A 19,898-nucleotide genomic window follows, 5' to 3' on the forward strand; every position below is an offset into this window, starting at 1 on the left:
AAGGTTACTGTGCGGTAATAACCTTTCTTAATCAATAATTGTTCTCAATATTTCGAGATAAAATCGTATCAATCGAACTACGTTGCTACTATGTACTGCTTTATGAGAACTATATGGTTGATTGTCAATAGAATGATTCTATGTGTTAAAGTTTTTTAAATGTTGACAATCAGGATTTTATATAGATTTTTTTGTTTTGAAATAGCAACGCAAATAAATCCACGAAATATGATTCTTAAACTTAATGATTAAATTTTACTTTTATGACTCACCCTGTGCATTTTATGAAAAAAATTAGATTCCCTTGACATGTTTTCTAATAGCCTTTTTTATCAACTTGTCGTTTACACGTTCTGCTGGTCGAAAAGAACGGATTACTTTTCCATTACGACCTACTAAGAATTTTTGAAAATTCCAACGAACGGGATCTTGAGCACGTCCATTCTTCTTTTTGTTGGTCAAGTATTCATACAATGGATGCATTTCTTTTCCTTTGACCGAAATTTTAGAGAACATCGGAAAAGTAACTCCAAATTTGCTCGTACAAAAGCGGTTGATCTCTTCGTTAGTGCCTGGTTCTTGATTCATAAAATTGTTGGCAGGAAACCCCAAAACAACAAAGTCATCGTCTTGATATTCTTCGTACAGAGCTTGCAAATCTTTATATTGATTGGTAAAACCACATTTAGAAGCTACATTGACAATTAGTAGTACCTTGCCTTTGTACCTAGACATAGAAACTTCATTTCCAATAATATCGTGTACTTCAAAGTCATAGACGGATTCGGATTTAGGACTATTGCTCATTAATAAAATGCTTAGGGCTAGGGGAATCAGCATTAATAATTTCATAATTTTTGGATTTTAAATAGGAAAAATAAACACAATCGTTTGTTGAAACGATGTAGTAGCACTGGGAACTATCACGCAGTAGCAATGAACTGAGCTGTGTGAGTTTATGACCGCAGAGCGTAGCAAAGCGAATCAACAATCATACAATAAGCGTGCAACTAACTACTCTAGATTAAATATGTTTATTTGAATTTTTAATAATATTTTACTTTTTGAAGGTATACTTATTTGTTATTCAAAGTAAAGTGCTTCTATTTTTATAACTAAAAAAGCTCTAAATGGTTTATGAAAAAAAACATTTTTTTATGAAAAAATATTGCAATAATTACTGCCTATTTAGATGGTTTTTAATCGTCTAAATTTCAAATAACGACTTTTTAATTTAAACATCTATTTAAAATACTAGTACTTAAGTATCTATAGTTTATGAAAAAATAGCTACTTTGTAAGAGTGAGAATAACCTTGCTATATTTTATGCAACAGTTGATGAATTACTTAATAACACTAACTTTAATTGAGTATTGTTAATCGGGTAAGATTGATCGACTATTGCGGATAGATAAACTATGCCAATGAAAATTGTTTGCCCTACTTGTAGTACTATAAATGATACTACCAATGAAAATTGCACCTCGTGTACTAAAGAACTAACTTTAAATCTGACTAGCACATTCCAGTTAGAAAATGGTCTGACCTTATCAATTGTTGCTTTATTGGAGAAAGTACAACAACTTGAAAAACGTTTGGTATATGTTGAAGAAAACTATAGTGCAAGCGCTAAACAAGTTGCAGAAAAGAAAATATTAGATGAAAAGTCCAATAATATTTTTGAGGTTCCTAAAGTGTTACCGAATGATTTAGATGCTTTAAAAGGATTGCTAAAAGAAGTAGTTAGCGCCCAAAAAATTGCTCAGGAAAAATCGGATAGCGCACGTTTGGCAGATTTGAACTTTGTAGCAAAAAAGATCGAAAAACGAATACAACGTTTGGAGCAATCTCCAGAAAGCAATCTAGAACCTCAAACCAAAACAACCCCTATCGTAGAGCCTAAGCCTACTCAAATGCCTTTCTTACAGTCTTACCCCAACACAATAGATGGTGTGCAAAAGGCATTGAATCAAATAGCTATTCAGAAAGAACTAGCTAATCTCAATCGCGACTTAAAAAAACTGGAAGCTTTGCTGGCAGCCGAAAAAGATTTTGAGCAACGGCTTAAAAATTTACAGTTGCAAGAGACTTATGGCAGAAAAGAGCAGGAAGAAAAAAAGACTCCCCAAGTAGAGTCGCCAAGGGAAGAGGAGCTTGTTGTGAATAAAAACTTGATTTTTGAGGTCGAACAAGAGCTGGCCTCAATTTGGAGCGCTAAGCAGCGAGCACAAATTACCCAAGATAGCATCCGATTTAAGTATTTGGCTGAAAAAGAGGTGCACTTGAAGAAAGAATTAACCATGCTAAAACGGGGGATAATAACAGCTCGTTTGGATATTGAGACTGTTGAAGAAACAAAAGAAAAAGAAGTCGCAACCAGTAGTTTTTCTATTACCTCTACTGCTAAGACTGTTCAACAACAATCGCCTATTGCTGTGAAAACGGTTGCCCCAAAAAAGGAAGGTCCAACTGCTATGGAACAGTTCTTTGCGCCACTCATTAGTGGAATTGCATTCATTGAGGAAAAATACGACGAATACAAAACGGAAGGCAAACTTTCTCTGTTTTTTTTGACAGTGGCGGGAATTGTAACTTTATTGTTTGGTTTTGGCTTTTTGGCTCAATATTCTGCGGTGACTTATTTTGGGGATTATCTAACCCAAATTAAAGTTGGCTTTGGTTTAATTTGTTCTTGCGCGGCAATTGGGATTGGAGGGCGATTAATAAAGAAAGACAAAAAATTTGTAGAGTTTGGACAAGCCCTGATGGGGTTAGGTTTGTCTCTAAATTATTTATTTATCTACTTTCTATCAGCCGATCCTCCTTTAATTAGTTCAACCATTGGCTTTTTGCTCATCTTTTTAAACACATCCGTTTCTATCGTATTGTCGTTGCGATATGAATCCAAAATTATAGCCTTACTAGCCTTGTCAGGAGGAGCACTGGCACCAAGTTATTTACAATCAACAGGAGAAAATACACACATTTATTTTGCGTATTTGTGGTTGCTTTGTGCCGCTTCTGCCTATTCCGCCAAACGATTGGGATGGGAAACGCTTAATTTTATATCTTTTTTATTGGTAACCTTAATTTTAGGAAGCTCTACTTATTTTAATTATGCAGATGCCAAGGGCTTGTCAGATATCATGTACTTGTTGCTATTTCATGCTTTTGCATATATGTATGCCTATATTAGTTTGTTCGATGGCTTCGCCCCCAAAAAAGAACAAAGTGCTATTGATCTTATCATATTGATTGGAGCACAAGCAGCCATGATGATGAGTTTGTATTTTGTTTATGGACAGCAACAAGAAGCATATGCTACTTTAAGTATAGCTTATTTGCTCAATATGTTGCCATTTGTATTGATAACAGTTGTCTTTTATGAAAAATGGACCGAGCAACAAAAATCTATTCTAGTTGGTGTTTCCAGTGCTTTTGTAGCAGCTGCAATTCCTGCTTACTTTGGAGTGCAATACAGAGGTTTACTGTGGGCACTACAAGGGATTGTACTTCTGGGAGGAGGGTTGATACTTAAACTGACCAGTGTTCGCCGTTTGGCTTATTTTACCTTGTTAGGCGGTCTAGCGAATATGTTTTTCAACTTAGATTGGTATTCAATGCCGCAACGAGAAGTTGGAATATTATTTACATCAGGATACATCAACCTATGGAGTATTGGCATTGTCTTAATTGTTGTTTCTGTTTTGCTCAAAAAACAAGAAGCGGTACTAGAAAATGACGAACAAAAGGTACCCTTAGTACTCAATGAGGTTTTATCAGTGTGGGGGCTATTTGTATTTTATATTACAAGTTATTTTTACTTTGAAAACTATGCTTATAATCTAGCACTAATTCCAATGTTTGCATTGTTGATTTGGAATAATTATCGCAAACTCTACTTGGCAGAAGTGTTAGGAATATTGCAAGTCCTTGTATTAGCGTTTACTGCTTTACACTCTATGGATGCCGTAGGATCTCGTCATTTTTCAGATCAGCTTTTGTATGGTCAGTTGGCAATGGTAGAAATTCTATTTGTACTATGGTTTTTGCAATTATTTTATGAAAAAGTGCTTACAGAAGCTGCTACTTACAAACATGCCTTGGCAAAAAGAGCAAGAGAAGTTTTTTATTTAATCCTGCCGATTGCTTTAATAGATAGCATTCATCATGGATTGCCTAGCTATATTTTATATGGCTTTTGGGTAGCAACTGGGCTTGCTTTTGTATTGGCAGAATTTACAAAGAGCAAACTGGTTTTAGTAGAATTTTTGGGCTTGGTAGCCGTTTCCATGTTTTTATCCTTTGGGGCATTTGAAATTGGTCCTTTGTTGTTAGGAAATGTATTGTTATTAGGAATTGGGTTCTATAAAAAAGCATGGAAAGAAGCGGCTTTTGAAAAGCTAGATTATTTAGGGCTCTATTTAGTTTTGCCTTACTTTTTTGCTGTATCAACAGGATTGATTTACTATATAGCTTTTAATGATACTGGTGATGATGCTTTTTCAGCGATGCAATTGACGGCATTGGTTCTATTGACAATGGTGAATTTAGGGCACCAACTAGCACCAATTAAAAGAACGCTATCTGTTGCTTATCGATTGGCATGGGGCATTTCTTTTATAGCATCTATCGTATTGTTTTTATATACAAGTAATGGAGAAAGTTTTTCATCTAAATTTTTGATTGGGTTTGTATTATTAGGAGGTGTTTTAGCATGGTCACATAGAATGATTTACAAAGCAGAGATTCCTTACAATGGCGATCAGCAAAGTGCAGTTTGGAGAATGGAAGCCGTTGTGTTGCATTTGTTAAATGTACTTTCTTATACTACTTTTTTGTGTTTTATAACAGGAAACCCAGCAAGCCTTGCTTTAACAATCGTTTTATTTGTACACGGAATTGCTTTGGTGTTTAATGGTTTACAATCCAATTTTGCGCACCTAAATAAAGTTTATATTCCTTTGTTTGGAATTGCAATGCTGAAGCTGTTTTTTGTTGATATGAAAGACGCGGATACCATTATGAAGATTATTGTCTTTATCATTGTTGGAATAATTTGTTTATTAGCAGCTTATTTCTTAATTCAATACAACAATAAAAACAAACCTGTTGAAACAATAAATACAAAAAATTTTAAGAAAACAGAAGAGGATGATTCAACTGATACGGACAAAATCGGATAACCAAGATTTTATAGATTTGGTGTATTTATTGGATGAATATTTAGCCGAAAAAGATGGGAAGGAACATTCATTTTATGCACAGTTTAATACAATAGATGCACTACGACAAGTAGTCGTTGCTTATCTTGACAAAGAGCCGGTAGCTTGCGGTGCTTTGAAAGAGATTGATAAAGATCGAATGGAGATTAAACGAATGTTTACCAAAAAGGCACAGAGAGGAAAAGGAATTGCTAGCCAAGTGCTTGAAGAGTTGGAAAAATGGGCGCAAGAGCTCAATTACCCCACTTGTGTATTGGAAACAGGGAAACGACAACTAGAGGCGGTTCAGTTTTATTTAAAAAATGAATATCAAGTTACACCTAATTACGGGCAGTATATGGGGATAAAGAATAGTATTTGCTTTCAGAAAAATTTGACATCAAAGCCCTTTAATACCAATAGCTTTAGTGAAAAATAAGAGCGAGTGCGTACTAACCCGCTCTTTATCGTTTTTTACTCCAAAAAATGCTCCATCTCTTGTATGAGTTCTTGAGGCTTTTCTTCCTGCAAAAAATGACCACAGGCATAGGTTTTTACCGTTGCATTGGTGAGCGTTTTTTTCCAAATATCTAAATATTGAGTGCTAATGAACGCATCTTTTGTTCCCCAAAGCACTAAGAATGGTTTGTCTTTGATGCGGTCAATTTGTTGCCATTGAGCTTCATACCAATCCGAAGCTCCGACAAGAGAATAGCCAATTTTTAGCAAGCCCCAACGTTCAGCTTTATTGCGAAATAAATGCGTGTAATGTCGGTGTGTTGCTTTGGATAGTTTGGTTTTATCAAAAAAGGATTTTGGAATTAAAAACTTGGGCGAAAAATTGAGTCTCAAATACAAAAACTTTCCAAGCCTACTATGTAGTATTTTGTCTACTTTTTGAGCCGCTTCTTGATCTTTGGTTTTCCAAAACCAAGTATTCATCAAGACTATATTTTGAACATTTTCGGGGTGCTTTATTGCATAAGACAACCCAATTGGACCACCAAAATCATGCACTACCAACGTAATGTTTTTTAGTTTCAATTGCTGGATAAATTCAACTAAATTTTGCGCTAATTGAGGAGCACTGCCATCAATAGCTTCTGATTTTTCGGACAAGCCAAAGCCTAAATGATCGGGAACAATACAGCGATGTGTTTTAGAAAAATGTTGAATCATTTTGCGGTACAAAAAAGACCAAACGGGTGTACCATGTACCATCAAAAGAACGGGGCCTTGTCCTTCGTCAACATAGTGCATCGCTCGTCCATTAACAGTTAGGTAATGACTTTTAAAAGGATAGGCTTTAGAATCAAACCAGGTTTCTTTTTTTATTTGATTGGCAATAGACATAGTATTAGTTTTGATAGAAATTGACTAAGGCTGAGTGTGGTGAATGTGCGCCTTAGACTTATTCTAAATGAAATGAATTAATATTGATAATTCAAAGGTCGCTGATGTTGAAATGGTAATAATTGGTCTATACCAAGATTTATATGTTGTCTACTTTGTAGCAATAGCAAAATAAGGAGAAATACACTATATTTGTTTTATGATGAATGATATAGAATATGGTAATACGGAATGGAGTAATACTTGGTTAAAAGAACTATTAAAAGCGGTTGATACTAAGCTCTTACAGCAGGGAATAGCTTATGCCGAAAATGGAGGTCTACGCTCTTTAGATCTTAATTCCAAAGGGATTGTCGAGGCGACAGTAGAAGGTTTTGGGACCAAAAATTATGACCAACAAATTCAATTTATTTCATTCTCTTCTACTCAAAAAAAAGCTTGGTTGGATTATTTCGAGTCGAATATTCATGTCTTAACCTCCTTGCTAAATCAACAACTTCCAATAGAACTAATTGAGTTTGATGAAATGGCTCCAATTGCTTTTCTACCCAAGGACTTGAAAAAAGTAAATATGGCTTGTTCTTGTACTGCTGATAAAGTACCTTGTAAGCATTTGTTGGCGGTATTATGGGGATTAAAAGGAAGGATAGAGCAAAACCCTTTATTGCTGTTTGAATTACAAGGTCTAGATTTGACCCAAGCATTTCAAGAAAAAGGACTAAACCCTACCTTAATAGAGGATTGGACAAAGACTTGTAGCACAACAAACAAATCTAAAACAACAAATTTGGAAGTTGTAGAGTCTATTGATTTTTCTATCATTCAGCACCAATGGAAACAATACCTCCAATTATTGCCCACTCAAGTTTTATTTTATCAAGATGATTGGAAGAAAAAATTAAGTCATAGCACGAAAAAGGCATATCGTTCTTATAAAAAGAAACAATATCAAAAGGAGGACTTTGAGGGATGGCATCAAGAATTAAAGCAAACAAAAGACTTGGCATTAATTGTTGATGAAAATCATCAACTGATAAACTTATTTGCGATGCAAGACAAGGGGAATAAACCTTTGTTTGTGCAAGATAAGGCACTAGAGCAATGTATTGGGGTTTTAGAAACAGTAGCGTTGTCAGAATTGCCCTTGTATGCGGATACGTTTATTGCCTTGCATAGTGTGTATCGCTTTTGTTTAAAATTATTAAAAGAGCAAAATTTTATTCCTAGGCTTAGAGCTTGTGCATCAGGATGTTTTGTGCAATGGATTCCTGCTTATACGATTAATAAGCCTATTTATAATTTAGTACAACAGTTAGTACAGCTTTGCCCATCTGATTTGTTGTTGGTCGAAAAAGGCGAATTAAAAACATTAAAACCAACGAGTCAAATATTGAGTCTTTGCCACTTGTTTTTATCTCATTTTATCCAGACGGCTACAGAAGTGATTCCAGAATTTTCTTCTTTGGATAAAAAAATTGAGTATTGCTTTTTTAGTGGAATGCCCGTAGCTTTTCAAGCTGCCAATGAACAGAATATTCCTTCCAGTATCCAAAATTGGTTGCAGCCATTTTATTTAGGACAAGAACAGTATGCGCCTGTCTTGAAGGTATTTGAGCACCAAGAGGCAGAGGAACGGAGTTTTTATATTCAATTGCAAGTCGAAAATCGTGGTGATAAGACAGCTCCTGCATTCAATTTAGAGCATTTCTTAAAACACAAGAAGTTTAAGGAATATCATTTTGTGGTTTTGAAATCATTGCAACGCTTGGCGACATATTATCCTGATTTAGAACAGGTGTTATCACAACAAAAGACCCGTACCGATAGCTATACTACTGCTGAGTTTACAGGAATCTTTTTCGATGTTCTGCCGATTTTAAAAATGCTAAATATTGCCGTGATTTTACCCAAAGCATTGCAACAGTTGACACGTCCTAGATTGGGCATTCATATCGGAAAGCAAGGGGGGAAAAAAACAAAGGGGAAATCTTTTATGAATGTTAAAACATTGCTAGAAATAGAGTGGAAAGTTATCATAGGGGATGAAATGATGGATGCTTTGGAGTTTCTCAACAAAATGAAGGGAAAAGAGGGCTTGGTCAAACACAAAGAACAGTACATTCATTTAAACAAGGAGGAACTTCAAAAAATTTTAAAGCAACTAGAACTGCCTCCAGTTGCTACAGCCAATCAAATTGTACAAGCTGTTTTAAGCCAATCTATGCAAGAGTACCCTGTCAAGGTTAGTGATGAGGTGCGTGCTTTGTTTGAAGTGTTGCGAGATAATCCTATTATTGAACCTCCTAAAACCTTGCAAGCAACCTTACGCCCTTATCAGCAAGTTGGCTATTCGTGGATGTATAAAAATGCACAACTAAATTTAGGCTCTTTGATTGCCGATGATATGGGCTTGGGCAAGACGTTGCAAGTGATTACTTTGTTGTTAAAATTTAAAGAGGAAGGGTATTTGAATGAAAAGCAGGCATTGGTTATCGTTCCAACGTCCTTGTTGACCAATTGGATGAAGGAAATTCAAAAATTTGCGCCCTTGTTAAATGCAGTAACCTACCATGGCGCAAAACGAAGGCTGACTTTAGAGGCAGATGTTATTATTACAACTTATGGTGTCGCTCGAATAGATTTGTCCCTGTTCAATCAGTTGAATTTGTATTGTACAGTTATTGATGAAGCACAAAATATCAAGAATGTCAACACAGCACAAACGGAGGCGGTTAAATCGATTGAAGCAGATTTGAATATTGCCATGAGTGGAACTCCTGTAGAGAACCGCTTGTCAGAATATTGGTCGATTATGGATTTTGTAAATCCCAATTATTTAGGCTCTATTGCTGAATTTACAACTGCTTATAGTGATCCAATCGAAAAAGACAACGACCAAAACCGTTTGGATGCTTTTCGGAAAATAACAGCTCCATTTATTTTGCGTCGACTCAAATCTGATCAGTCTATTATTCAAGATTTGCCAGATAAAGTGGAACAAAATTATGAAGCAAAATTACAAGGGATCCAAGCGGAAATTTATCAAAAAATTGTTCAAGATACGTTACGAGATTTAGCTAAGTTTAAAGACGATAAAAAGAAGCGTCAAGGATTGATTTTAAAATTAATGGGGGGCTTAAAACAGGTGTGCAACCACCCCTATCAATATATGAATACAGGGGGGAGTGGTCCTGAACAGTCGGGCAAAGGGCAAGTTTTAATGGACTTGTTGTCTAGAATCCAATACCAACAAGAAAAGACACTTATTTTTACACAGTATCGGAAAATGGGGAACTTGATGTTGAAATGGATAAAAGAGCGTTTTGGGAAAGAGCCAATGTATTTGCATGGGGGATGTTCTCGGACACAGCGAGATCAAATGGTGGAGGCATTTCAACAGGACAAACAACAAACTATTTTTGTCTTGTCCTTGAAGGCGGCAGGGACAGGCTTAAATTTGACCGCTGCAAATCATGTAATTCATTACGATTTGTGGTGGAATCCTGCGGTAGAAGCACAAGCAACCGATCGAGCTTATCGCATTGGTCAGAAAAAAAATGTACAGGTATATCGTTTTATTACCAAAGGAACATTGGAAGAAAAAATTGATGCTATGATTCAGAGTAAAAAAGCATTGGCAGATCGTTCGGTTTATTTTGGGGAACAATGGTTGGGGGATTTGCCAGATGATGCGTTGGCTGAATTGGTGCAGTTGGATGGAGGATTAGAGCATCTTATATCTTAATCCGCCCCATCAATTTGCTAAAATTAGTGGGATGAATATTTAAATAAGATGCCAAGTATTTTTGTGGAATCATATTTAATAAATGTGGGCTGCGCTGCACAAAAACTCTAAAACGCTCTTCAATATCCAAGGCTAGTAATTCATAATGCCGTTCCATCAAACCGATCAAAAGCCCTTCTGTTCCTTTGCGGAAAAATGTCTCGATACCTCGGTGTTTTTCGACCAATTCTTGCACTTTGTAATGAGGAATACGAAGCAGCACACTATCCGTAATACATTCCAAGCTAACTTTGGCTGGTCGTTGGGCTAAAAATGAATCAACTACTCCAGAAAAGGAAGGCGCATAAGTAAAGGCGGTGGTGTGTGCTTTCCCATCTTTTAGAAAATAAGCGTGTTGCACTCCTTTTACCACAAAATAGACATAGCGTTCTATTCCTCCTGCTTGTGTAATAATTTCCTTGCGTTTAAAGTGTACTTCTTTCCAAGCCGTCAAAAAAGCCAGCTCTTCTTCCTTATTTAAGGGATGTATTTGATTCCAAAATTTTTTTAGGACATTGGTATAATTACCCATAGATAAAAAAACGTTTACTTTCGCAACTCAATAAATAGTTCAGAACCCAAACGAGGGCGGATAGAATTTGTACAAGGTTCCATTTGGATGGAGGAGAAGTAAGGTGTAAAATAAGTGAGGTACTCTGCTTTTGTTCCTCCAAAGGGTGGTCCTTCCAAATCCAATTCTTTACCAAAAAGTAGTCCAACTAGAATGCCACTATCCTTGAGCAAACTGGCTGCTTTTTTGGCATAATTAGAACGTAAGGAAGGATCAATAGCACAAAAAAACGTTTGTTCTATTATAACATCAAACGCACCTAATTCTAAATCAAAAAAATTGGCGCAAATCAATTGTTCTTTGGGAAAGTTTGGATGTTCTGCTGCAAAGGAATCGAGTGGAGCCTGTGCCCAGTCACATAAATATATATTTTTAAAACCTTGCTGAAACAAATAAGCTGCTTCGTGAGCATTGCCACACCCAGGAATCAACAGCTTGAGTTGCTTATGGTCTACGTTGTCAAAATATTCTTTAATCGGTGTGGTGATTTGACCAGCGTCCCAGCCTGTACGGTCTTCTTGGTAGCGATTTTGCCAATAGTCTTTACTAAGCATCGTATAATAATTTGGTAGTTAGTTAGGTTACTTCCTTTGTTACTTGCTGTATTACGTAAGCTCACACAGCTTGGTACACTGTGATTGTGTTGTATTTTATGGATGGTAATTAGTTGGAGATAGTTTTATCAAAAAAATGAATACCTAGTATTAAAATAAAAGAAATGTTGAATGTTCTGGCGAATATGAAAAAAAACGCTCAAAAAAAAGCATAACCAACAGAATGATTATGCTTTGCACTATAAAAAACGCTAATTCTTTATTTAGTTATTATAATGCTATTAACGTACAAAGGTTTATCTTTTTTGTCTTTTATTCGTCATAATTTTATTTTCTATCTTTTATCTTTTGAATGAATTGTTGAACAAGTTGCTTTAAAAAGGAACTTTAACGTTTTAATTTGCGTATATTGGATGAATTGCAAAGCATCAATAACAAATGTTGCGATCAATATTAGCAATAGTTAGCTGCGTTGCTACTATATTAGAATAACAACCATTAATTCAACCAACCTTAAAACAACAACCATGAAAAAGTTAATTCTTTTCTTTTGGGCAGCTCTATGCCTAAACACAGGTATTGCACAAACCAATGATACCACGACTTCGGATGAAGTAACAGAAGCAGAAATTTTAGCCTATCTTGAAATGATGGATAGCATTGCACAAACATTTACTTACCAATATGGTACAATTGCCTTATCTAAAAATGGAGTAGACTTAGCCGTCTTAAACGTACCTGATGGATACAAGTATTTGGATCCTGAGCAGACAGAATATGTTTTGACAGAATTGTGGGGGAACCCATCTACAGGAGAACCCAATATGGGAATGCTGTTTCCTGACTCAATGTCTCCCGTGAGTTTAAATTTGACTTACGGTGTTGAAATCGACTATTCGGACGAAGGGTATATTGAGGATTCTGAAGCCAAAAACTTAGATTATGACGATTTGTTGGTGGAAATGCAAAAAGATACAAGAATCGCAAGCCAAAGTCGCGTTAATCGTGGCTATGAAGCAATTGAGTTAGTTGGCTGGGCTGCTGAGCCATTTTATGATGCACAAAATAAAAAATTGCACTGGGCAAAAGAACTGAAATTTGGAAGGGAAGAAGGCGGTATCAACACGTTGAATTATAACATTCGAATTTTGGGTAGAGGTGGCTTTTTAAATTTAAATGTAATTGGTGATATGGATGTGTTGCCAATTGTTCAGAACGATGTAGATCAAATTTTAGCAAGTGTTAATTTTATAAAAGGACAAACTTATGCAGATTTTAATCCGAGCATAGATAAGGTGGCGGCTTATGGAGTAGGTGGTTTAATTGCTGGAAAAGTACTGGCAAAAGCTGGCTTCTTTGCATTGTTGGTTAAGTTTTGGAAATTTATTGCTTTGGGGATTGTCGGAATGTTTGTTGGTATTAAACGAATATTTTTTGGAGATAAAGCAGCCTAAATAAACTTATAAAAAATTAGATAGTAGTTTATAATAATTACTTAAAAATGGTTCTTCTTAATATCTTTGAGAAGAACCATTTTTTATAATTGCTTATTTATCAATCGTTGTATGCGCCAAGTTAGATTTTAAGGTGTTGGTACATCCTAGTTGACATCTATAAAGAATAGAAGGTAAGTAAGTAGGATTAGTTATATTAGATAATGAATAATCACATGAGAGTCTTATTTCTATACTTATTTTTTGGGAGCTTTTCAATTCAAGCACAACTTATTCAGGACGAATCTTATTTGGATGAAAGTTTCTGGATATTTAAAAACAAGTTAGAAGCTTCTATTTTGACCGAAGATAAAGAAGCTTTCAAAAAATGCTTAGCGGATAATATTATATTAGGGGATATGCTTGTGATAATGATGCCTCAAGTTGCTCCAAAGAAGAAGTAATGAAATCTTATTTCGAGAACGATGCCAATGCAGCTGAATCATGGAATGCACTGCGATGGATACTTCGGTTTGGTTTTAAACGAATGACCAAAAGCAGGCATATAGATAGCAGAATTATTAAAAATGGAATCCCAAGGTTTCAAGCACCCTCCTTTAAAACAAAGATTGATGAAGAAAACGAACTGATTGTTTTGGGAGAGCGAGTGAATATCCGAGAGGAACCTAGCCTTAATGCAAAGGTCATCCGTCAAGCTTCTTACGAGGTATTTGCTTGTGATTGTAATAGTAATACCCATAAAAAAACAACCTACCAAGAGGTTGATGGGATTGGATGGATGGAAATAAAACTTAAAAATGGCAAGGTTGGTTATATTGCCGCAAAATATGGTTCTAATATAGAGAGTCGAGAGTTGACAGTTGCAAAAATAAAAGGAGAATGGAAAATTATTTCCTTTTTTATGCCATTAGGTTGTTAATAGCCTTCTCGAACTGTATCTTTGCAGAAAGTAACTCAACAAAACAATAAGATGACTTTTAATGATTTAAATCTAAATACGCCACTTCGCAATGCATTGGAGGACCTAAAATTGGTAGAACCAACGCCTATTCAAGTGGAAGCTTTACCAGTTGTTATGTCTGGAAGGGATGTTGTTGGAATTGCCCAAACAGGAACAGGAAAAACATTTGCTTATTTATTGCCAATTCTTAGGCAGCTAAAATTTTCAAAGCAAAAACATCCAAGGGTATTGATTGTTGTGCCAACTAGAGAGTTGGTGGTGCAGGTAGTTGGTGAAATTGAAAAGTTAACCCAATACATGTCTGTGCGTACGAAAGGTGCCTATGGAGGAGTGAATATGAACACGCAGAAGGATGAATTGGCAACAGGAATGGATATTTTAGTGGCAACTCCTGGTCGTTTGGTCGATTTGGCGCTGAGTCGAGCCGTTAAACTTAAAACAATCAAACAATTGGTGATTGATGAGGTCGATGAGATGTTAAATTTGGGGTTTAGAAAGCAATTGAACGATATCTTGGATTTGTTGCCAGAGCGTCGTCAAAATATTTTGTTTTCAGCGACTTTGACTCAAGAGGTGGAGAAGTTGATTCAATCAGCTTTTGAAAATCCACAGAAGATCGAAATTGCGGCTTCGGGAACTTCGGCTGATGGTATTGTCCAAAAGATGTATTGGGTTCCGAATTTTAATACTAAAACGAACTTATTAAAGCATTTGTTGGCAACAGAAAAATCTTGGGTTAAGGTACTTCTTTTTGCCCCGACAAAGAAAGTAGCGGATGCTTTGTTTGATATCTTGGATGTTGATTTTCCAGAGCAAATAGGCGTCATTCATTCCAATAAGTCTCAAAATTACCGTCTTCGAACAGTAGAAAAATTTGATAATGGCACCCACCGAATTCTAATTGCAACTGATTTGATTGCTCGTGGACTCGATTTCCAAGAAATTAGTCATGTGATTAACTTTGACACACCAGACGAAGCCGAAAATTACATCCATCGAGTAGGACGGACAGCTAGAGGAAACGCAGAAGGAATGGCGATTACCTTTGTAAATAAAATTGAATTAACTCAAGAACCTGATTATTTAAAAGCGATTGAGAGTTTAATGGGACAAGAGATCGAATGCCTACCTTTTCCTGATGAGGTAGACGTTTCCGAAGAGTTGATCGATGACGAGATTTTGACCTATAAACAAAAAAATGCTGCTCCAGAAACAAATATCTTAGAGCAATCTCAAGGTGCTTTTCACGAGAAAAAACTTAAAAATACCAAAGTAAACCGTGCTCAAGAAAAACGCTTTGCACGAAAACAGGAAAAATACAATTCTAAGCGTAGAGGAGGCAAGAAGTAACAAACTTCGTGGATTTTTTAGTTATTTGTCAAAAACTAAAAAATCCACGAATCACTACAATTGGTAAATTACTTCAAATTCTTCACAAATAACCATCATATCCTCTTCTGGAATTTCTCCAAAAGAAGCTAAATCTTTGCTAAAGAAATCCCAGTGTGTTTTTTTCCAATAAGACAAGCTTTGATCGCCTTCTCCTTCTTTGACAGCATAGTCTTCGGTAATCTCATCAAAAGGGACAATATTGACCTCTGTTGTACGAATAATGCATTGCGCTTCTCCGTCCCAATTGGTAATAATAGCCAAATCCCCCTCTGATGGTACCGGCACTTGATAATGCAAGTAAGAAGCTAAAGCTCCAGAAGAAGCTGTTTTAAGACCCGCTTTAATCAACATAGCACAAGTATCTGCATGCTCTTTATTAATTCCTAAATAAAAAGAATCAGGCATAGTGGTGTGGCTGTGCTCTTCTATATTGTCGGCTACAAAAGAAAACCAAAGAGCGGGAACGGATTTGTGTATCTGATCTGTCATGTTAGTATCTAAATAAAATAGTTTTTGAACGCCTCATGGAGAGTCGCTCAAAAGAATAATGTTTAACAGTATTACTTACTTTGATTGTTAGTAAACTAGGTTTGTTATCAATTTATTTCATCGTACCATTCAAAATGGCTTTAGCAATATTTTTTACTTGAGCAGGAAAATCCTTGCTAATAATCCACTTTAGAGTTTGGGGATTTTTATAAGCTTCTTGCCCTTTGTTGGTTCCAAAGTTAAAAATAATAATGCCTTCGGAATTTCTACTAAAACGACCTGTAAAATCTACGTTTCTGTTATCTGAAATAAAATCGTGAATGGCTTGCATGTCATTTTTAATAGGCGCAGCAATAACATTATCATCATTATCTACATAATCGACACCTTCATAGCGTTGAATTTGTCCCCAAAAAACATCTGCTGTTGCTTTGGTATCTGCCATTGCATCGTGAGCATCTTCTAATTCTTTGCCACAATAAAACTTAAGAGCAGCTTTTAGCGTTCTTGGTTCCATTTTATAAAAAATCTGCATGGCGTCAATTAGACGGCGACCTTTCATAGAAAACTCCATTCCAACACGACCAAATTCTTCTATCAGCATTGGGATATCAAAACGTTTGGAATTGTATCCAGCCAAATCCGCATGTTCTAAGAATTCCATTAGTTCGACTGCATATTCTTTGAACGTAGGTTTGTTGCGAACCATATCAATCGTAATTCCATGCACTTTAAATGCGTCAGGTTTGATAGGATACTGAGGGTTCATTAAGATGTTTTTTTCAATTGGTGTGCCACCATCTTTGGGATACTTAATCATTGCAATTTGCATGATTCTGTCTCTCACTACATCTGCACCTGTAGCTTCTATATCGAAAAAGACTAAGTCTCTATCTAGATTAAAATTCATAATTAGTTTTATTTAAATTAGTAACCAACGGAGTATTATATAGTAAACAACATGAAGAGATACAACATACTTATATCCATTACCTGTTGAGCGGCTTGTTTATCTTATAAAATATCTCTAAGATTACTTTCTTCTTAAAAATAGTAGGGAAATTATCAACAAAGATAAAGTCAAGCCGCAAATGTACCATATTTTTCGATAAAATGGGCGACCTATATCCAATCTATTGGTGTTTCCAATCAAAATATACCCTGACCAAAAGTAAGGATGAGCACCAAAAGCAGACGCTTGTGTTAGATAAGTTTGCTTGGCATATTGCAATGCTTGATTTTTAGGCATGGTTTGCAAGTTTTGATAAAATTTTTGAATGACTTGGCTACTGGATTGATCGTTAATCTGCCAAAGCGTAGTTAAAATACTAGGCACCCCTGCATACATGAAATCCCTAGCCAAGCTCATAATGCCTTCTCCCTCTTGCCAATACCCAATAGCTGTTTGACAAGCTGATAAAACTACAAAATCTGCATGCAAGGGCAATTGCATGATTTCATGAGGATACAGTGCCATAGCGTTGCTATCCGCTGTTGTTGCTGCAAAAAACAATTTTGCTTGTTGCAACTCGTGGTTATCAGCATAAGCATGAGAGGCTAGATGTAAAACACCAAAACGATTGCTTTGTTTTTGAAAGTTTTTTTTAGAGGCATTTTGATGATAATAATAGGTGCCTAAGAATTGCTGTTCCAAAAATTCGACTTCTTGAACATTCGCTTTAAGGGAAGCCAATTTAAAATGACGGTTGTAACTTGGGGCGAAACCAAGCACTTGACAATTTTTCTGATTGGTATGTTTGTATTGTTGATAATAGTAAGAAGTAGCAGAGTAGGCGTAACTAATGATGTGTTGATGCAATGCATACTTTAATTGATGGTAACCATTGGCATTAGGAGAAAAGCGAGTCGTTAAGGTTTCAAAAGGAATATAATTTAATTGCCCATCGGGAATAATTAGCAACTCTTTGGTACAGAGGGGAGGAATTAGCGTTTGATAAAGCATAAAAGCTGCTTGATCAAATTGTTGGCAAGAATGAGCTAGTTTTAGTTTGCTTTCTTCTAGGGCAAGTAAATATTTAGAAAATTGATCAATGTCTTTTTTGAGATCTAGATCAACTTGCTGTAATTGAACTTGCCGTGATTGGATATTTAAAATATAAATGTAGTGTTCGCCGTAGAAATAATTGATCACGGTTTGATTGTCCGAAAGTTTTGCTTGTAGCAAACTTAATTGAATTGGGCGATGGTGTTGAAATTGCTGCTCTTGTTGATTACTGATCTGTTCATACGTTCTGTGCGCTTTAAATAATTGTTCTTGGAGTTGGATGGCTAATGATGTGTTTTGATCTTGTTCTGCCTTTTTCCATTTTTGCTCCAAAAGATGAATTTGTGCCAATGCCTGCTCTTGCTGTTGATAATTACTGTTGGTATGATTGTTTTGCCAGTAATTCTGCTTAATCTGTATGGATAATAAGACAGCTTTATTGTATTCCATCAATTCAAAAGCTTTGTTCAAATAAGCAGCATTTGGTTGCCGTTGGTACAACTGATAACAGAGCTCAATTCCCCTTTCGCAAACTTTTCTAAGTTGCTGAATTAGGTTTTGTTTATCAGTTAAGTAACGAACATTACTCTGAGTTAAAGCAATGATGTGCGGAATTTTGTCTAGGAGCAAAAAAGCATTTTGCTGCTCTTTGGGGGCTAAATCAAGACTAATATGCAATTGATTTTCAATGATGCCTAATAAAAGTAATCGATCCAAAGGGTGCTCTTTCAAGAGATTACATTGATAGGCTTTTTGGGTATAATAATTAGCCTTAACCAACATTTTTTGAGCTTGAAAAAGATAAGCCATGTCTAGGTACATTTTGGCTAAGTCAGGATGCTTGGTTCCAAAATGCTTTTCTTGTAATGTTGTAATTTTTTTTAGAATTCGTTCCGATTCTTGATAAGATTCTTGCTGACGATATAATTTAGCTAGTCGCCAAAGAGGCGCGATATTTTTAGGGTGTTCTGTCCCAAAGAGATGTTGGTAAATAGTAGCCGATTGATGCAAATGAGCAAACGCAGAATCCGTTTGTTCCAAACGCTGAAATGTTCCCCCAATATAGTTGTGAGATGAAGCGATAAGAGGGTGGAGTTTGGGATACGTTTTTTGTAAAATATGAAGGGTTTTATAATGATAACTTAATGCCTTTTGATAATTCCCTAATTGATAGTAACAGTTGCCAATATTGGTATATGTAGTATGCAAAGACAGGTGTTGCTGGGAATGCATTTTTTGTCGAAGAACGGCAATTTTTTGATAATAGGCTAATGACTCAAGAATGGCATGTTGTTGAAATTTTAAGGCAGCTAAATTATTATATATTCGAGCCAACAATTCTTTGTCAATTTTCGACTCAAATTGATGATAAAGTTGTTGGGTCAATAAAAATTTGTGTTGAGCTTCTTTGTATTGTCCTAGTTGAACATAAATACTGCCCAATAAAATGTGCAAATTAATCTCTGCATCAATTTGTCGCTTGGGTGCACTTTGATAAGCTTTAATGGTGTTAAGTGCAAGTGTTGTTGCCGCAACATAATCTTCTTGCAAATAGTAGGTTTGTGCCAAAAAGCGATAAATGCTAAGGCTTTCTGTATGGTTTTTACCAAATACCTTGAGGCAAATATCCAACGCCTTTTTTCCCCATATCAATGCCTTGGAATAGGCGGCTAGTGTTCTGTGCAAACTGGCAATATTAAAATATACTTCAGCTAGCTTTTTTTGATTCTGAGTTCTTCTCTGAATATTGGCTTCTTTTTGTGCGGCATCTAAAGCAGCAGTGTAATTGTGTTGTTTGGCTTGCAATCGTGTTAACTGTCGATAAATCTGTGCGGTGCTGTCAATGCTAATAGTGGGATTTTTTAAGTGTTGATACAAGTTAGATATAGCTTGGTTTTGCCCATAAGAGGAATTGGATGAAAATATCAAAATCAAGAGTAAGCACCCTCGCAGAAAGTGGCTTATTGGATAGGATAGGAGGTTCACAATATACTTTTAAAAAGTAATATTTACTTTAGTGAATAGGTTTGGTTAAAAGAGGGGCAATACTGTGTTGAGCAAGGAAAAAGAATTGAATTCAAAAAAAACATCAACTCTTCTCATCGTTAACCGAATAAGCAACAAGGATTT

14 protein-coding genes are annotated in these 19,898 nt (G+C 35.8%); 7 read left to right on the forward strand and 7 right to left on the reverse strand.

What is annotated here, in order from left to right:
• Positions 1–294 precede the first annotated feature (294 nt).
• Positions 295–852, reverse strand: a complete 558-nt coding sequence (locus QP953_RS07255) for a glutathione peroxidase (RefSeq protein WP_052596157.1) — start codon at positions 850–852, stop codon at positions 295–297.
• Between the two features lie 573 nt (positions 853–1,425).
• Here QP953_RS07255 and QP953_RS07260 point away from each other — a divergent pair.
• Both QP953_RS07260 and QP953_RS07265 read left to right on the forward strand, forming a co-directional pair.
• Positions 1,426–5,187 (forward strand): DUF2339 domain-containing protein, encoded by a 3,762-nt coding sequence (locus QP953_RS07260; RefSeq protein WP_309554470.1) that lies wholly within the window; start codon positions 1,426–1,428, stop codon positions 5,185–5,187.
• Positions 5,156–5,644, forward strand: a complete 489-nt coding sequence (locus tag QP953_RS07265) for a GNAT family N-acetyltransferase (protein ID WP_309554471.1) — start codon at positions 5,156–5,158, stop codon at positions 5,642–5,644. The genes QP953_RS07260 and QP953_RS07265 overlap by 32 nt, the downstream gene beginning before the upstream one ends.
• A gap of 35 nt (positions 5,645–5,679) precedes the next feature.
• Here QP953_RS07265 and QP953_RS07270 read toward each other — a convergent pair whose 3' ends face one another.
• A complete protein-coding gene (locus QP953_RS07270; RefSeq protein ID WP_052596163.1) occupies positions 5,680–6,558 on the reverse strand; it encodes an alpha/beta fold hydrolase in 879 nt (292 codons plus the stop codon).
• A gap of 199 nt (positions 6,559–6,757) precedes the next feature.
• Here QP953_RS07270 and QP953_RS07275 point away from each other — a divergent pair, with 199 nt between their 5' ends.
• Positions 6,758–10,303, forward strand: a complete 3,546-nt coding sequence (locus QP953_RS07275; RefSeq protein ID WP_309554473.1) for an SNF2-related protein — start codon at positions 6,758–6,760, stop codon at positions 10,301–10,303.
• On the opposite strand, the gene QP953_RS07280 is transcribed toward QP953_RS07275, so the two are convergent.
• Together QP953_RS07280 and QP953_RS07285 are read right to left on the reverse strand one after the other, a co-directional pair.
• A complete protein-coding gene (locus QP953_RS07280) occupies positions 10,293–10,874 on the reverse strand; it encodes a Crp/Fnr family transcriptional regulator (protein WP_052596167.1) in 582 nt (193 codons plus the stop codon). The genes QP953_RS07275 and QP953_RS07280 overlap by 11 nt on opposite strands.
• A gap of 14 nt (positions 10,875–10,888) precedes the next feature.
• The gene (locus QP953_RS07285) at positions 10,889–11,467 is read right to left on the reverse strand and encodes a methyltransferase domain-containing protein (RefSeq protein ID WP_309554474.1); all 579 of its coding nucleotides are present in this window, start codon (positions 11,465–11,467) and stop codon (positions 10,889–10,891) included.
• Between the two features lie 527 nt (positions 11,468–11,994).
• Between QP953_RS07285 and QP953_RS07290 the strand changes: the two genes are divergently transcribed.
• The 4 genes from QP953_RS07290 (at position 11,995) to QP953_RS07305 (ending at position 15,232) form a co-directional block, all read left to right on the forward strand.
• Positions 11,995–12,921 (forward strand): DUF2167 domain-containing protein, encoded by a 927-nt coding sequence (locus tag QP953_RS07290; RefSeq protein ID WP_052596170.1) that lies wholly within the window; start codon positions 11,995–11,997, stop codon positions 12,919–12,921.
• A 215-nt stretch (positions 12,922–13,136) separates the two neighbouring features.
• Complete coding sequence (locus tag QP953_RS07295; protein ID WP_309554475.1) at positions 13,137–13,364, forward strand: hypothetical protein; 228 nt, start codon at positions 13,137–13,139, stop codon at positions 13,362–13,364.
• Positions 13,364–13,840 (forward strand): SH3 domain-containing protein, encoded by a 477-nt coding sequence (locus QP953_RS07300; RefSeq protein ID WP_309554476.1) that lies wholly within the window; start codon positions 13,364–13,366, stop codon positions 13,838–13,840. Before QP953_RS07295 ends, QP953_RS07300 begins: the two co-directional genes overlap by 1 nt.
• A 51-nt stretch (positions 13,841–13,891) precedes the next feature.
• Positions 13,892–15,232, forward strand: a complete 1,341-nt coding sequence (locus QP953_RS07305; RefSeq protein WP_309554477.1) for a DEAD/DEAH box helicase — start codon at positions 13,892–13,894, stop codon at positions 15,230–15,232.
• Positions 15,233–15,286: 54 nt separating this feature from the next.
• Here the strand turns inward: QP953_RS07305 and QP953_RS07310 are convergent, their stop codons facing one another.
• The 3 genes from QP953_RS07310 to QP953_RS07320 all read right to left on the reverse strand — a co-directional run bounded on the left by QP953_RS07310 (position 15,287) and on the right by QP953_RS07320 (position 19,646).
• Positions 15,287–15,763 (reverse strand): ASCH domain-containing protein, encoded by a 477-nt coding sequence (locus QP953_RS07310; RefSeq protein ID WP_052596175.1) that lies wholly within the window; start codon positions 15,761–15,763, stop codon positions 15,287–15,289.
• 112 nt (positions 15,764–15,875) lie between these two features.
• A complete protein-coding gene (locus QP953_RS07315; protein WP_052596177.1) occupies positions 15,876–16,673 on the reverse strand; it encodes a 3'-5' exonuclease in 798 nt (265 codons plus the stop codon).
• A 123-nt stretch (positions 16,674–16,796) separates the two neighbouring features.
• Complete coding sequence (locus QP953_RS07320; RefSeq protein ID WP_309554479.1) at positions 16,797–19,646, reverse strand: CHAT domain-containing tetratricopeptide repeat protein; 2,850 nt, start codon at positions 19,644–19,646, stop codon at positions 16,797–16,799.
• Positions 19,647–19,898 lie beyond the last annotated feature (252 nt).

The organism is Aureispira sp. CCB-E (genome assembly GCF_031326345.1).
In the GTDB taxonomy this organism is placed as follows: domain Bacteria; phylum Bacteroidota; class Bacteroidia; order Chitinophagales; family Saprospiraceae; genus Aureispira.